Raw genomic sequence first — 13,729 nt, forward strand, 5'->3', positions numbered from 1 at the left:
CCCCCGGTGATCAGCCGAGGAAGGCCGGGGCGAGGGCCGAGGCCGTCAGCCGGGCCGGGGCGCCGCCCCCGTCGGCGGGCAGCGCGTACAGGTCGGCTCCGAAGTCGCCCGGCAGGGAGTAGACGAGGGACCGGTCGTCCCTCCATACCACCTGGTCGTCCACGCTGCGCTCCTCGGCGAGCGGGGTCTCCCGCATCGAGGCCAGGTCCAGCACGTACAGCCGCCACGGAGCTTCGGCGGGCAGTCCGGGCACCCGCTTCTTGAACGCCAGCCGCGTCCCGTCGGGGGACAGCGAGGGGCATTCGAGGTTCTCCCGCAGCGTGGTGACCGTGCGCGCGGCCAGGTCGCCGCGGACGAGGTAGGTCCGGCCCCCGGTCGCGAGGGTCGCGTAGAAGGCCTTCTCGTCGGAGGTGAAGGTCACCCCCCAGAAGTTCACGTCGGCGTTGCGGTACTCCGCGCCGTCCTTGTGGATGGTGAAGTCCTCCAGGGAGGCGTCGAGCTTCCCGGTGCGCAGGTCGAGCAGGGAGGTGCGGGTGGAGAAGTCCGTGCCGGCGTACGAGTCCCCGCCGACGAAGACCGTCCAGGCGGCGAGGTGCCCGCCGGGCGAGACGCGGGCGCGCGTGGGGATGCCGGCGAGCGGGTGGGCCGACACCTCCTTGAGGCCGGCGTCGAGGACCACGGCCCGGTAGCTCTCCTGCACCCCGCCCTTGTCGGCCGTGAGGCAGATCCCGGTGCCGGCCGCCGCGTGGAAGCGCAGGCAGCTGACGCCGGAGGCGGTGCGGGGGCCGTCGGGTGCGGCGGCGGGGGTGGTGGCGAGCTCGTCGCGGTGCGGGCCCCAGGCCATGTTCCGGAAGACGATGCGGCTGCCGCCGCCGGGCGCCAGGGACACCTCGCCCCGGGTGACCTGCGGTCCTCCCGCGCGGGGCCGGTCCTTCTCCGCGGCGCGCGAGGAGGCCCGTACGACGGCGAACACCCCGACCGCGGCGAGCACGAGGGCGGCGGTGGCGAGGATCAGGATCCGGCGCTGGAGGGTCATGGGGGGCCTTTCGGGGACGGGGGTCAGGCCTGGGGGGCGTCGGCGGGCCGCAGGCGCAGGCACACCGCGAGGGCCGCGGCGAGCAGGACGGCGGCCGTGGCGAGCGCGGGCCGGGCGCCCCAGAGGGTCCAGGCGGCGCCGAAGCCGAGCGAGGCCGCGAACCGGGCGAGTGCCTGGCCGGTCTGGACGAGGGCGAGTCCGCTGCCCCGGTGCTCCTCGGGCACGGCCCCGGCGGCCTCGGCCATGAGCACGCCGTCGGTGGCCGCGTAGAAGCCGCCGTGCAGCAGGAGCACCGCGTACGGCAGCGCCGGGTGCTGCCCGCCCGTGAGCAGCAGGGCGTACGCGGCGAGCAGGGCGAGGTGCCCGCCGAGGAAGACCGTGCGGCGGCCGGCGCGGTCGGCGAGCCTGCCCAGTGGCAGGGCCAGCAGGAAGAAGGCCGCCGCCGTGCCCAGCGGGAGCAGGGCGAACCAGCGGTCGGCGATGCCGGCGGCCCGTTGCAGCAGCAGGAAGACGAAGGCGTCGCTGACGGTGCACAGGCCGAGCAGCAGGGCGCCGAGGCTGATCCGGCGCAGGTCCCGGCGGCGCAGCAGGCCGAGGGAGCCGCGCAGGGAGACGGGGGCGGCGCCGGCGGCGGGGGCGGTGCGGCGGCCGGGTACGAAGAGCACGAGCACCAGCACGCCCAGCGCGGCCACGCAGGCGCTGACGGTGAAGACGGCGTCGTAGCCCCCGGCCGCGCCGCGCAGGATGAGGAACGCGATGATCGGCCCGATCAGCGCGCCCGCGGTGTCCATGGCCCGGTGCACCCCGAAGGCCCGGCCGCGCTCCGCGGGGGCGGCGGCCAGGGAGATCAGCGCGTCGCGGGGGGCGGTGCGCAGCCCCTTGCCGGTGCGGTCGAGGGCGAGGACGGCGGCGATGGCGGGCAGGGTGTGGGCGAGCAGCAGCAGCGGCTTGCCCAGGGCGGAGAGGCCGTAGCCGATCCCGGCGAGGGCCTTGTGGCGGCCCAGGCGGTCGCCGAGGTGGCCTCCGGCGAGCCGGACCAGGGCGCTGACGCCGTTGTAGAGGCCGTCGAGCAGGCCGAAGCCGAGGGGGGTGAGCCCGAGTCCGGCGACGAGGTAGAGCGGGAGCACGGCCGTGACCATCTCGGAGGAGACGTCGGTGATCAGGGAGACCGTGCCGAGGGCGAGCACCGTGGGGGCGAGGGCGGCGCGCCGCCCCGGGGCGTTGCCCGGGGCGGCGGCCTGCGGCTCGGCGGGCACGGCGGGCGCGGGGGTACCGCGACTGTCCGCGACGTACATGGTCAGGAGGCCCAGATCCCCGTGATGTCCTTGGCGGTGGCGGCGTTCCCGGCGTGGGTGGTCAGCCCGGCCAGGCCCTCCAGGGTCCGCAGCACGTCGTAGTGGTTGTACGTGGTGGCGGAGGTGGAGCCGGGGGTGACGGGCTGGCCGTAGAGCACGGTCGGGATCCTGTTGCCGGCGAGCCGGTTGTCCTCGTCGAAGGTGACGACGAGCAGGCTGTTGTGGGTCTTGGCCCAGTCCGCGTAGGCCTTGAGCTTGGTCTTGAGCCAGGTGTCCCCGGTGCCGACGGAGCAGTCGTGCATGTCGTTGCACAGGTCCGGGACGACGAAGGACACCTTGGGCAGGGTGGTGAAGTCGGTGGGGAACTGCGTCATGGTCTTCGCCGTGGCGGCGGGCACGTTGGAGAAGGCGAACCAGGGGTTGTGCTTGCGGGCGTACCGGCCGCTGGAGCAGGTGGTGGAGCCCTGGCCGGGGAGGCCCTCGTTGTAGCTGGCCCAGCTCTTGCCGGCGGCTATGAGCTCGGAGGCGAGGTTGGGGGCGGAGCTGAAGCCGGGGGTGTAGCAGCTGTCGCCGGTGACGCCCTGGTTCGAACCGGAGAAGAGCTGGAGGTAGTTGGGCTGGCTCGGGTGCGTGATGCCGTAGGAGTTGGAGAGGCCGGCTCCTCCGGCCTTCAGGGAGTTGATGTAGGGGGCGCTGGAGCTGCCGATCACCTGGTTGTAGGCGTGGTTCTCGAAGACCACGACGACGGTGTGGTCGGGCGCGGGCAGGCCGGCCGCGTGGGCGGGCTGGGCGGCTCCGATGCCGGCCCAGAGGGCGGCTGCGGCGGCGGTGGCACCGAACGCGGTGGCGAGCGCGGCGGTGCGGCGAGAGCGTGAGATGTTCATGCCAAACATGGGGACGTACCTCCGGGCGTGGGGGTCTGGGCGGCGGCGCGGACGCACCATACCCACGGGCATGTGCATGAGCCAGGGATGCTTGGATAACGGGAGGGGAACGCCGGGGGCACCGTGGGTGACGGGTAATGACCTCCCCTACGGAATCCCAAGAGAAGTAAAAATGAGGAACCCAGCAGCGCTTTCGCTCATCATTCGAACGGAAGCAGACCATCCCCAAACGGGGCAGCAACAGCCGGAGAGCCACCGCAGATGTCGTACGAACCCGACGGCCAGGACCAGCCGCCGTACCGGCCGGAAGGGCAGCAGCCCCACTCCGGCCGGCAGCAAGGCCGACAGCAGGGCCCGCCGCAGTACGCGCCCCAGGGCGGCCGCCCGCAACAGCCCTACGGCCGGCCCCCGCAGGGTGCCGGGCCCTACGGCGGCCCCCCGCAGGGACGGCCGCAGCCGCCCCGGCCCGCGCAGGGCCAGGACCAGTACCGCCCCGGCGGCTTCGACGAGCCCACGCAGGCGCAGCCCCGCTACGAGCAGCCGGACTACGACCGGCCCCGCCCCGGCCAGGCGTACCAGCCGCGCCACGACCAGCCCCCCTACGAGCAGCCGCAGTACGGCTACGCCGAGCCGCCGTACGGGGAGGAGCCGCCGCGCAGGTCCAAGGCCAAGCGCTGGATCATCACGGGCGTCGCGGTCCTGGCCCTCGGCGGCATCGCGGCGGGCGCGATGGCCTACTTCGAGATACCGCCCTTCACCGACAAGGGCAAGGACGTCTCCTTCGGCCAGCCCGCGGGTGACAAGAACGGCGGCGCGGCCAAGCCGGCGCCCAACTCGAAGATGTCGATGCCCACCGGTCCCAAGACCGACTTCAAGAACACCTCGACCCTGAGCGACGGCACGCAGATCGGCGTCGCCACCGTCACCGGCAAGAAGTCCGGCTTCACGGGCAAGGTCTGGGTGTGGGCGCCCAAGGAGTACAACGACCCGCAGTTCGCCAAGAGCGGCTTCCCGGTCATGATCGCCCTGCCCGGCGGCGCCGGCTACCCGAACAACTACTGGATGGGCACCGACCTGGGCCTCCAGACGAGCATCAGCAAGTGGTACCACGAGGGCAAGGGCAAGCCCTTCATCCTCGCCATGCCGGTGCTGAACCCGGGACCGGACGACAAGGGCGTCTACTGGGACGGCTCCGACATCCCCGGCCAGCCCAAGATGGGCACCTGGCTGACCGAGGACGTCCCGGACCTGATGCGGGAGAACTTCCGCACCGTCAAGTCCCGTGACGGCTGGGCCTTCATGGGCTCCTCCACCGGCGGCTTCGCCGGCCTGAAGGCCGTGCTGAAGCACCCCGACAAGTTCAAGGCCGTGATCGCCTCCGGCCCGGACATCGTCCCGGACTCCTCCCTGTGGAAGGGCTACGACAAGGAGAAGGCCGAGAACAACCCGGAGCTGCTCGCCAAGCAGCTCATCGACAAGAAGGGCCCGGACGTCTACCTGGCCTTCCAGGTCGGTGACAACGAGAGCAACAAGAAGACGCTGCCGGACGTCCAGAAGTTCGTCCAGACCTACACCAAGGGCCCGATCCACACCAGCCTGAGGGTGATCCCCGGCGGCCAGCACAACGCCAAGACCTATGTGCCGAACATGGGCATGGGTCCGATGGAGTTCATCAGCAAGGTCATGGAAGGACCAGTGGAGTAACGGCCTCCGCGCCCCGCACTGCCTCCGGCTCCGGCCCGTCGAAGAACTTCGGCGGGCCGTCGCCGTCCCAGGGCGCCCAGCCGGGATCCCCGGTCGTCGCGAAACGGACCCAGGCCCCGTGCATCTCGTCGGCCAGCGCCTGGGGGGCGTCCGGCCCGGCCAGCCAGGTGGACTCCGGCACGCCGAGGGTGTCGAAGACGAAGCCCAGCTCCAGGGCGTGGCACGCGCCCAGGCCCGGTACGCCGCTGGGCCAGCGGAACTCGTAGAGGTGGCTCGGGGCCGGGCGCCGGGCCCCGGCCAGCCGCCGCAGCGGGTCGCGCAGCAGCCGGTCGGTGATCAGCTGCCCGGCGAGGTCGGCCGGGGTGGCCCGCGGCAGCGCGGCGCGCAGCGCCCGTACGGACGCCCGGTCCTTGCCGCTGCGCAGCCGGCCCAGCTCCACGGCCGCCGGGCCGAGCCGGTCCAGCAGCCGCGCCCCGCCGGTCGGCCCGAGCCACAGCCGGTGCTCCTCCGCGTTCCAGCCCAGCAGCATCGGCACGGGGGAGGCGGCGGCCGCCTCCAGCGGATCGACGGGCAGCGTGCCCGGGTCGGTGACCAGCCCGAAGGCGGGGCCGCCGAGCACCGGGGAGGAGCGGCGCAGCGCCGCCGCCTGGGCGGCGAGCAGCGCGGGCAGGCCCACCCCCGCGAAGGCCCGCGCGGTGGCGGGCACGGTCAGCCGCGCGGCCATCCGCCGGACCATGGTCCGTACCGCGACGCGCGGCAGCGCCTCCGGGGCACCGCTCTGCAGCACGGCCCGGGCGAACAGGCCGGCGGCGCGCGGCGCGCCGAGCAGGGCGCCGACGCTGATGGCGCCGGCCGATTCGCCGAAGACGGTGACCCGGGCGGGGTCGCCGCCGAAGGCCGCGATGTTGTCGCGCACCCATTCGAGGGCGGCGATCTGGTCGAGGAGGCCCCGGTTGGCGGGGGCGTCGGGGAAGAGCCCGTAGCCGAGCACGCCCAGCCGGAAGTTGACCGAGACGAGCACGACCCCGTCGCGGGCGAAGGCCGAGCCGTCGTAGACGGGCACGGCCGAGGAGCCGCGGGTGTGGGCACCGCCGTGGATCCACACCATCACCGGCAGGCCGGCGCCGGGAGCCGGGTCCGGGGTCCACACGTTCAGGTTCAGGCAGTTGGCTCCCGGGATCCGCGGATCGGGCAGCAGGGCCGCGAACGCCGGCGGGTAGGGCACCTTGGGCGCCGTGGGACCGAAGGCACCGGCGTCGCGTACGCCGTCCCAGGCGGCCGGCGGCTGCGGGGCGGCGAAGCGGCGGGGGCCCACGGGCGCGGCGGCGTAGGGGATGCCCCGGAAGACGGCGATCCCGTCGCCCTCCCAGCGGCCCTCCACGACGCCGTGTCCGGTACCGGCCCGGGGCCTGCCGCCGCCCGCTGCGCTCATCCGTGCTCTCCTCACCAGGGTGTCCTGCGAGGCACCGTCGCACAGGCGTCCGCGGTGTGACAAGGCACGATCGCGTCGCGTGGGGCGGACGGTGCGGTTGGTGCGGCGCGGACCGCGCGGGCCCGGGAGTGGCGCTCGTACGGCCGGGATCGGTCACCGCGGGTGCGGACGTCATCCGGCTCTGTCCGTTTCGATGTCACCCGGTAGCCGAACCGGCCGTGACCACGCGGCGTCCGGCGCGTTGTACGCCATGTCACATGCCGCAGATGATGCGGCGCCCCACATTCCATGAGGAGATCTTGATGTCGCGTATCGCGAAGGCATTCGCCATCACCGCTGTGGCGGGCACCGCCGTGGCCGCCGGTGCGGGTCTGGCTGTCGCCGATGCCGGAGCGCACGGTGCGGCGGTCGGCTCCCCCGGTGTCCTGTCGGGCAACCTGGTCCAGGTCCCGGTGCACGTCCCGGTCAACGTCTGCGGCAACACCGTGAACGTGATCGCCCTGCTCAACCCGGCCTTCGGCAACACCTGCGTCAACGCCTCCGGCGAGGGCGGCGAGCACCACACCGAGGGCTACGGCGAGTGATCGTCGGCCTGACGCGCTGAACCGAGGGCCCCCGCCACCAGGCGGGGGCCCTTTCCGCTGCCCCGGCCGGGTTCACTCGTAGCGGTAGACGCCCCGGTGCCCGGACATCTCGCGCGGGGTGACGCCCCACGGGGGCATCGGCTCGTCGAGGGAGATCACCCGGCCGCGCTGGAGGTCGCCCAGCTCCAGCGGGGCGGCCGGCAGGTAGCCGGAGCCCGGGTGCCGCTGCTGCCAGCGGTCCCAGAGCAGGTCGACGAAGGCGTGGTGCAGCCAGAACACCGGGTCGTTGGGGGCGGTGCCGCCCGTCATGTGGCCGCCGATCCACTGGTGGACCTTGTTGTGGTTGCGCCAGCGCTCGCTCTTGGGCGCGGCCCAGCCCTCCAGCCTGTTGCGGAAGCTCCCGCCCCTGGCGGTCGAGTCCCACGGCGCGGAGTCGTAGACGGGGTCGTCGATGGCCCACTGGAGTTCCGCGGCGGTCGGCAGGGCGATGGGGTTCGCCGGGCGGCCGAGGTTGCGGGTGAGGAAGCGGGCCTCGCTGACCCCGACGGTGATCGTCCAGTTGCCGCGCTCGTAGGCGAAGGGGCCGGTCATCACCTGGCGGTCGCCCTCGCGGCCGGTGCCGCCGAGGAAGTCCTCGGCCCAGAGGGAGGAGGCGGGGCTGTTGTCGGTGGTCCAGTCCCAGTACGGGATGGAGACGCGCGGGTCGAGGGCCTGGAGCCGCTTCTCGAACTCCAGCAGGTAGCGCCGGTGCCAGGGGAAGAACGACGGGGACATGTGACCGACGCGCAGCTTCCGTTCCCGGTCGGGCACGAAGTACGTGCCGTGGGTGCGGACGAACTCGTCGTAGGTGCCGTTGCGCTTGAGTTCCAGCAGTGCGGCGGTGAACCGCTTCTTCTGGGCGCTGGTCAGGTTCTTCTGGTTCTGCCGGGTGTACACCGCGGGGCTCCTCGCGTTCCTGTTCGTCAGCCGTGGTGCGGGGCCGCGGAGGCCAGCCGGGTGGTGCCGAGTTCGTCGACGGCGGCCCGGGCCAGCTCCAGCGGGGTCTCGTACGACTGGAAGTGGTTGACCGCGCTGAGGTAGCTCCCGTCGGCGCGGCGCATGACGTGGAGGGGCCGCCCGTCGATGTGCACCACCGCCGCGACGGGGTCGACGCTGATGTGGCGGCCGCGGTACGTCTCCTCGGCGAGCGGGGCCGGCGTGAGCGTCTGGCGGGGCCCTCGGGCGCGCAGTACGGGCGCCAGCGCGGCGGCCACGCCGCCGAGCACGGCTGCGCTGAAGGCCGTGCGCAGGACGGCGCGGCGGGTGAGTGGTGCGGCTGGTGCTGCGAACATGCGGTCTCCCTCGCTCGGCGGTCCGCGCTCGGTGGTCCAACGAGGAGCGGCCTGGGGAGTCACAGTCAGGCGGGGCGCCCGGGGTGCTTGTAGAAGAGGGTGGTCGGGTGCAGCCGGCCGGCCGGGTCCGCGGCGTAGTCGGGGATGGTGCCCGCCTCGGTCCAGCCGGCGGAGCGGTAGACCCGCTCGGCCCCGCTGCCGGTCTCGGTGTCGAGGAAGAGCAGCAGGACTCCGGCGAGGGCGGCCCCCCGTTCGGCCTCGGCCAGCAGGGCGCGGCCGGTTCCGCGGCCGCGGGCGGCCGGATGGACCATGAGCTTGCGCAGCTCGGCGCGGTGGCGGCCGTTGGGCTTGGACTCCCGGTACCAGCTGACGGTGCCGTCGAGCCGGCCGTCGGGGCCGCGGGAGGCCCAGAGCGCGAGGGAGCCCTCCTCGACGGCGGGCAGCAGGGAGTCCCACCAGGCGGCGGCTTCCTCGTGGCCGAGGCCGGCGAGGAAGCCGAGGGAGGACCCGCCGGCGACGACGTCGACGAGGAGGGCGGCGAGTTCGTCGCGGTGCGCGGGGAGGGCGGCGGCGGTGAGCCGGGTGATGGATGCCGTCATGCGGCGAGCATAGGGACCGGCGGGCAGCGCCCCGGAAGCGGGACGGGGGCGCCGTGCCGCGGGTGCGGCGCCCCCGTCGGCGGGTCAGGGGGCCGGGAGTTCGGCGAAGTCCGCCACCAGGCCGCGGTGGTGCCCCGCGGTGCCCAGGGCGAGGGAGTCGGCCTTGGCGCGCTTGAGGTAGAGGTGGGCGGGGTGTTCCCAGGTCATGCCGATGCCGCCGTGGAGCTGGACGCACTCCTCGGCCGCGCGGACCGCGACGCCCGAGCAGTACGCCTGGGCGACGGCGACGGTGAGCGGGGCGTCCGGGGCGCCGGTGGCCAGGGCGTCGGCGGCGGCGCGGGCCGCCGCCCGGGCGGAGGCGACGTCCAACCACAGCCGCGCGAGGCGGTGCTTGAGGGCCTGGAAGGAGCCGACGGGGCGGTTGAACTGGTGGCGCCCGCGCACGTACGCGACGGTCTCGGTCAGGCACCATTCGGCGAGACCGAGCTGCTCCGAGGCCAGCAGTCCGGCGCCGGACAGCAGGGCTCCGGCGATGGCGGCCCGCGCGGTGGCGGGGTCCGCGAGGCGGGTCCCGGCGGCGCCGTCGAGGGTGACGGTGGCGAGCGGCCGGGTCAGGTCCAGCGGGACCGGGGCCGTCAGGGCGGCGCGCTCGGCCGGGACGGCGTACAGCCCGGTGTCGGCCAGGACCAGCAGGACGTCGGCGGCCACCGCGTCCGCGACGGAGGTGACGGTGCCGCTGAGCACCCCGCCGCCGGTGTCGTGGACCGGCGGCGGCAGGGGCGCGCCCGGGGCGAGGGTCAGGGGCAGGGCGGGGACGCAGATCCGCCGCCCGGCCGCGAGTTCGCCCACCAGCTCCGCGGCGTCGGCGTTGTCGCAGGCGACCGCGAGCAGGATCTCCGCCGCGAGGACGGAGCTCGTCAGGTACGGCACGGGCGCCACGGCCCGCCCCAGCTCCTCCAGGACGACGGCGGCCTCGCGGTGGCTCGCGCCCGCTCCGCCGAGCTTCTCGGGGACGAGCAGCCCGGCGGCCCCGATGGCGGCGGCCAGGGTCTGCCAGAGCGCGGGGTCGTGCGGACGGCCGGTCTCGGCGCGGGCGAGGACGCTCGCGGGGGTGCAGCGGTCGGCGAGCAGTGCCCGTACGGCCGCGCGCAGTTCCTCTTCGGTCTCGGAGTAGAGCAGGTCGTAGGGGGCGCTGGGGGCCGGCGGGCCGGGCTGGGGCGCCCGTGCTGACTGTGCCGTCATCGGGAGAGGTCCTTCCAGGCGGTGTCCTTGTCGTCGCGCGGTTCGGCGGGCAGTCCGAGGACGCGTTCGGCGACGATGTTGAGGAGGACCTCGCTGGTGCCGCCCTCGATGCTGTTGCCCTTGGCGCGCAGGTACCGGTATCCGGCGTCGCGGCCGGTGAAGTCGACGATCTCGGGGCGGCGCATGGTCCAGTCCTCGTACAGGAGGCCCTCCTCGCCGAGGAGTTCCACCTCCAGGCCGCTGATCTCCTGGTTGAGGCGGGCGAAGGTGAGCTTCATCCCGCTGCCCTCGGGCCCGGGCTGGCCGGCGGCGAGCTGCTGGCGCAGCCGTTCGCCGGTGAGGCGGGCCACCTCGGCCTCCACCCACAGGCCCAGCAGCTGCTGGTGCAGGGCGTGGGTGCGCAGCGCGGGCCGTTCGCGCCAGGCGGCGGCGACGGGGGCGATCATGCCTCCCTCGCGCGGGATCCGCATGCCGCCGATGGAGACACGTTCGTTCATGAGGGTGGTGCGGGCGACGGCCCAGCCCTGGCCGACGGCGCCGAGGCGGTGGGTGTCGGGGATGCGGACGCCGGTGAGGAAGACCTCATTGAACTCGGCCTCTCCGGTGATCTGGCGCAGCGGCCGGACCTCGACGCCGGGGGCGTGCATGTCGCACAGGAAGTACGTGATGCCCTGGTGTTTGGGCAGGGCGGGGTCGGTGCGGGCGATCAGGATGGCCCAGCGCGCGGTGTGGGCGCTGGAGGTCCACACCTTCTGGCCGTCGACGACCCACTCGCCCGCCGCCTCGTCGAGGACGGCGCGGGTGGCGAGGGCGGCGAGGTCGGAGCCGGCGCCGGGCTCGCTGAAGAGCTGGCACCAGACCTCCTCCCCCAGCCACAGGGGGCGCAGGAAGCGGCGCTTCTGCTCCTCGGTGCCGTACGCGAGGATCGTGGGGGCGGCCATGCCGAGGCCGATGCCGATCCGGCGGGGGTCGTTGTCGGGGGCTCCGGCGGCCTCCAGTTCGGCGTCCACGACGGCCTGGAGGGAGCGGGGCGCGCCGAGGCCGCCGAGTCCTTCGGGGTAGTGGACCCAGGCGAGTCCGGCGTCGAAGCGGGCGCGCAGGAAGTCGGCGGGTGCGGTGGCGGCGGGCGGGTGGGCGGCCAGCAGGGCCCGGGTGCGGGCGAGGAGGTCCTCGGCGTCGGGCGTCATCGGGCGGCTCCGTCCGGGGACGGTACGACGACCAGCCGGCCGGTGGTGGTGCCGTCGGCGAGGCGCTGGACGGCGTCGGCGGCCGCCTCGAGCGGGACGCGTTCGCTGACCAGGGGCTTGATCGCGCCCTCGGCGGCCAGGCGGGTGAGTTCGGTGTGGCAGGCGAGGACGGCGGCGGGGTCCTTGGCGGCGTACAGCCCCCAGTGCAGGCCGAGCACGGAGTAGTTCTTCACCAGGGCGTGGTTCAGGGCGGGGGCGGGGACGGTGCCGCCGGCGAAGCCGACGACGACGATGCGGCCCTCGAAGGCCACGCACTTGGCGGAGGCGGTGTAGGCGTCGCCGCCGACCGGGTCGTAGACGACGTCGGCGCCGTGTCCGCCGGTGAACTCCTTGACGAGGGCGGCGACGTCCTCGCCGGTGCGGTCGATGACGAGGTCGCAGCCGAGTTCCTCGGCGGTGCGGGCCTTGGCCTTGCCGCCGACGACGCCGATGACGGTGGCTCCGGCGGCCTTGCCGAGCTGGACGGCCGCGCTGCCGACCCCGCCGGCGGCGGCGTGCACGAGCAGGGTCTCGCCGCTCTGGAGGCGGGCCCTGCGGTGGAGGCCGAACCAGCCGGTCTGGTAGCCGATGTGCAGGGCGGCCGCCTCGGCGTCGTCGAGGGTGTCCGGGGCGGGGAGCAGGGCGCGCGCGGGGGCGGTCACGTACTCGGCGAACCCGCCGTGGGGCAGGCTCGGGTTGGCGATGACGCGCCGGCCGTCCTCGGTCAGGCCGCAGATCTCCACGCCGGGGGTGAAGGGCAGGGGCGGGCGGATCTGGTACTGGCCCCGGACCAGGAGCGCGTCGGGGAAGTTGACGTTGGCCGCGAGCACGCGCAGTCTCACCTCGCCCTCGCCGGGGACCGGTTCGGGGACCTCTTCGAGGCGCATGGCCTCGCGGGGTTCACCGGTCGTGTGTACTCGCCATGCCTGCATCCGGGGCCTCCAGCCGCCGTCGAGGGACCACGCTCCGCGGCATACTAAGCGGTCGCTTGCCTCCTTGGGAAGCCTTGGCAGGACCCTCCCCGCCACGCGGGCCCCGAACCGCCCGGGGGCCGGCCGCCTCTCCCCTGAACCGGACGGGCGGACCGGGGGTGTTCCAGGAGTGCCCGGAGATACCATCAACAGGCCGCTTGCACAGGGCATATGACGCACCAGGGGGATCCAGCGCGCCCGGAGCCGACCGCCCCGGGCCCGCGCCACGCGTACACACCACGGGGGGAACCGAACGATGAACAGCACCCGCATGCGGAGCGCCGGCCCGGCCGCCGCCGCCCTCGTCCTGACCGGGCTCGTCACCGCCGCCGGACCGGCCGCCGCCGCTCCGGCCTGCACGCCCCGCATCCAGGTCCTCGGCTCCCTCGGGTCGGGCGGCTACAGCGTGGGCAACGAGCAGACCGAGGGGGTTCTCGCCCTCGGCCCGGGCAACCTGTCCGCCGGCCTCTCCGCCGGCAAGCCCGTCTACTGGACCGGCACCCGGCTCCACAAGGTCCCGATGCCCGACGCCACCCTCTCGGGCGCGGTCCTCGGCGTGAACAGGGGCGGCCTGATGGTCGGCGCCGTCCGCGGCGGCGACGGCTACCTCTTCACCTACCGCGCGGGCGACGCCGCGATCACCCGGCTGCCCGGGAGCGACTGGCTGTCCGACGACGCCGACGTCAACGACGCCGGATACGTCGTCTCGCGCACCCGGCCGGGCCTGGGCACCGTGTGGAAGGACGGCCGGAAGGTGCGCGACCTGGCGCCGCCTGCGGACGCCGCCCCCGGCACCAGGATCGAGCTGGTCACCGGCATCAACAACAAGGGCGACGTCCTCGGCATGGCCCGCGAGGACTACGAGGTCCCGGAGACCGGCCAGCACCTGGAGGGGACCTACCCGGTGCTCTGGCCCGCCGACGGCGGACCGGCCAAGGCCCTCGCCCGCACCGCGAACGACGCCTACGTCCAGGACCTCGACGAGAACGGCCGGATCGTCGGCTACGACTGGAACGGCATGGGGTACCAGTACACGCCCCTGACCTGGACGCCGCCCCACCCCGGGCCCGTCGGCGTCCCGGGCGTGCTGAACACCCACCCCTACGGCACCCTCGAGGCGATCAGCCCGACGTCCAACGTCTCCGTCGGCACCGCCATGTTCCACCCGGACCAGCAGACCCTCCCCGACCAGGCGCAGCTGTGGACGGGCACGGGCCCGCTCCTCGCGCTGCCCCCGCTCGCCGCGAACCGGGCCAGCGCCGCCTCGTCGGTGTCCGACGACGGCCGGGTCGGCGGCGCGGCCGTGAACGCGGGCGGCACCCTGAAGCCGGTGATCTGGACCTGCGCCACGAAGCAGGCGTATCTGCCGCGGTAGCCGCCGTCGCGGGCATGGTGATCTGAGCGCCGGCGCGCTATCGATGCCCC

13 protein-coding genes are annotated in these 13,729 nt (G+C 74.3%); 3 read left to right on the forward strand and 10 right to left on the reverse strand.

The window, feature by feature from the left end:
• Nucleotides 1-10: 10 nt before the first annotated feature.
• Genes ACZ501_RS13215 through ACZ501_RS13225 form a run of 3 tightly spaced genes read right to left on the reverse strand, consistent with a single transcriptional unit; the run spans nt 11 to nt 3,224 of the window.
• Nucleotides 11-1,036 (reverse strand): TolB family protein, encoded by a 1,026-nt coding sequence (locus ACZ501_RS13215; RefSeq protein ID WP_468794902.1) that lies wholly within the window; start codon nt 1,034-1,036, stop codon nt 11-13.
• A 23-nt stretch (nt 1,037-1,059) separates the two neighbouring features.
• A complete protein-coding gene (locus tag ACZ501_RS13220; RefSeq protein ID WP_362463368.1) occupies nt 1,060-2,331 on the reverse strand; it encodes an MFS transporter in 1,272 nt (423 codons plus the stop codon).
• Nucleotides 2,332-2,333: 2 nt separating this feature from the next.
• Nucleotides 2,334-3,224, reverse strand: a complete 891-nt coding sequence (locus tag ACZ501_RS13225; RefSeq protein ID WP_468794904.1) for an alkaline phosphatase family protein — start codon at nt 3,222-3,224, stop codon at nt 2,334-2,336.
• A 252-nt stretch (nt 3,225-3,476) separates the two neighbouring features.
• Between ACZ501_RS13225 and ACZ501_RS13230 the strand changes: the two genes are divergently transcribed.
• Complete coding sequence (locus ACZ501_RS13230; RefSeq protein WP_361608194.1) at nt 3,477-4,919, forward strand: alpha/beta hydrolase; 1,443 nt, start codon at nt 3,477-3,479, stop codon at nt 4,917-4,919.
• Here the strand turns inward: ACZ501_RS13230 and ACZ501_RS13235 are convergent.
• A complete protein-coding gene (locus ACZ501_RS13235; RefSeq protein WP_468794907.1) occupies nt 4,897-6,351 on the reverse strand; it encodes a carboxylesterase/lipase family protein in 1,455 nt (484 codons plus the stop codon). The genes ACZ501_RS13230 and ACZ501_RS13235 overlap by 23 nt on opposite strands.
• Nucleotides 6,352-6,653: 302 nt before the next feature.
• On the opposite strand from ACZ501_RS13235, the gene ACZ501_RS13240 reads away from it, so the two are divergent.
• Nucleotides 6,654-6,935: a chaplin gene (locus ACZ501_RS13240; protein WP_361609989.1), complete on the forward strand. Its 282-nt coding sequence runs from the start codon at nt 6,654-6,656 to the stop codon at nt 6,933-6,935.
• A 72-nt stretch (nt 6,936-7,007) separates the two neighbouring features.
• Here ACZ501_RS13240 and ACZ501_RS13245 read toward each other — a convergent pair whose 3' ends face one another.
• The 6 genes from ACZ501_RS13245 to ACZ501_RS13270 form a co-directional block, all read right to left on the reverse strand.
• Nucleotides 7,008-7,871: a tyrosinase family protein gene (locus ACZ501_RS13245; protein WP_468794910.1), complete on the reverse strand. Its 864-nt coding sequence runs from the start codon at nt 7,869-7,871 to the stop codon at nt 7,008-7,010.
• Between the two features lie 26 nt (nt 7,872-7,897).
• Nucleotides 7,898-8,266 carry a tyrosinase family oxidase copper chaperone gene (locus ACZ501_RS13250; protein WP_468794913.1) on the reverse strand — a complete coding sequence of 123 codons (369 nt, stop codon included), beginning with the start codon at nt 8,264-8,266 and terminating at the stop codon, nt 7,898-7,900.
• Nucleotides 8,267-8,331: 65 nt separating this feature from the next.
• Nucleotides 8,332-8,865, reverse strand: a complete 534-nt coding sequence (locus ACZ501_RS13255) for a GNAT family N-acetyltransferase (protein WP_468794916.1) — start codon at nt 8,863-8,865, stop codon at nt 8,332-8,334.
• Nucleotides 8,866-8,949: 84 nt separating this feature from the next.
• Nucleotides 8,950-10,107, reverse strand: coding sequence for an acyl-CoA dehydrogenase family protein (locus ACZ501_RS13260; RefSeq protein WP_468794919.1), 1,158 nt, complete (start codon nt 10,105-10,107; stop codon nt 8,950-8,952).
• On the reverse strand, nt 10,104-11,294 hold the full coding sequence (locus ACZ501_RS13265; RefSeq protein ID WP_468794921.1) for an acyl-CoA dehydrogenase family protein: 1,191 nt from the start codon (nt 11,292-11,294) through the stop codon (nt 10,104-10,106). Before ACZ501_RS13265 ends, ACZ501_RS13260 begins: the two co-directional genes overlap by 4 nt.
• Nucleotides 11,291-12,265 carry an NADPH:quinone oxidoreductase family protein gene (locus ACZ501_RS13270; protein WP_468794923.1) on the reverse strand — a complete coding sequence of 325 codons (975 nt, stop codon included), beginning with the start codon at nt 12,263-12,265 and terminating at the stop codon, nt 11,291-11,293. Before ACZ501_RS13270 ends, ACZ501_RS13265 begins: the two co-directional genes overlap by 4 nt.
• A 295-nt stretch (nt 12,266-12,560) precedes the next feature.
• Between ACZ501_RS13270 and ACZ501_RS13275 the strand changes: the two genes are divergently transcribed.
• Nucleotides 12,561-13,679 (forward strand): hypothetical protein, encoded by a 1,119-nt coding sequence (locus ACZ501_RS13275; protein WP_468794925.1) that lies wholly within the window; start codon nt 12,561-12,563, stop codon nt 13,677-13,679.
• The last annotated feature ends 50 nt before the right edge of the window (nt 13,680-13,729 follow it).

This window comes from Streptomyces sp. NPDC034085 (genome assembly GCF_055575555.1).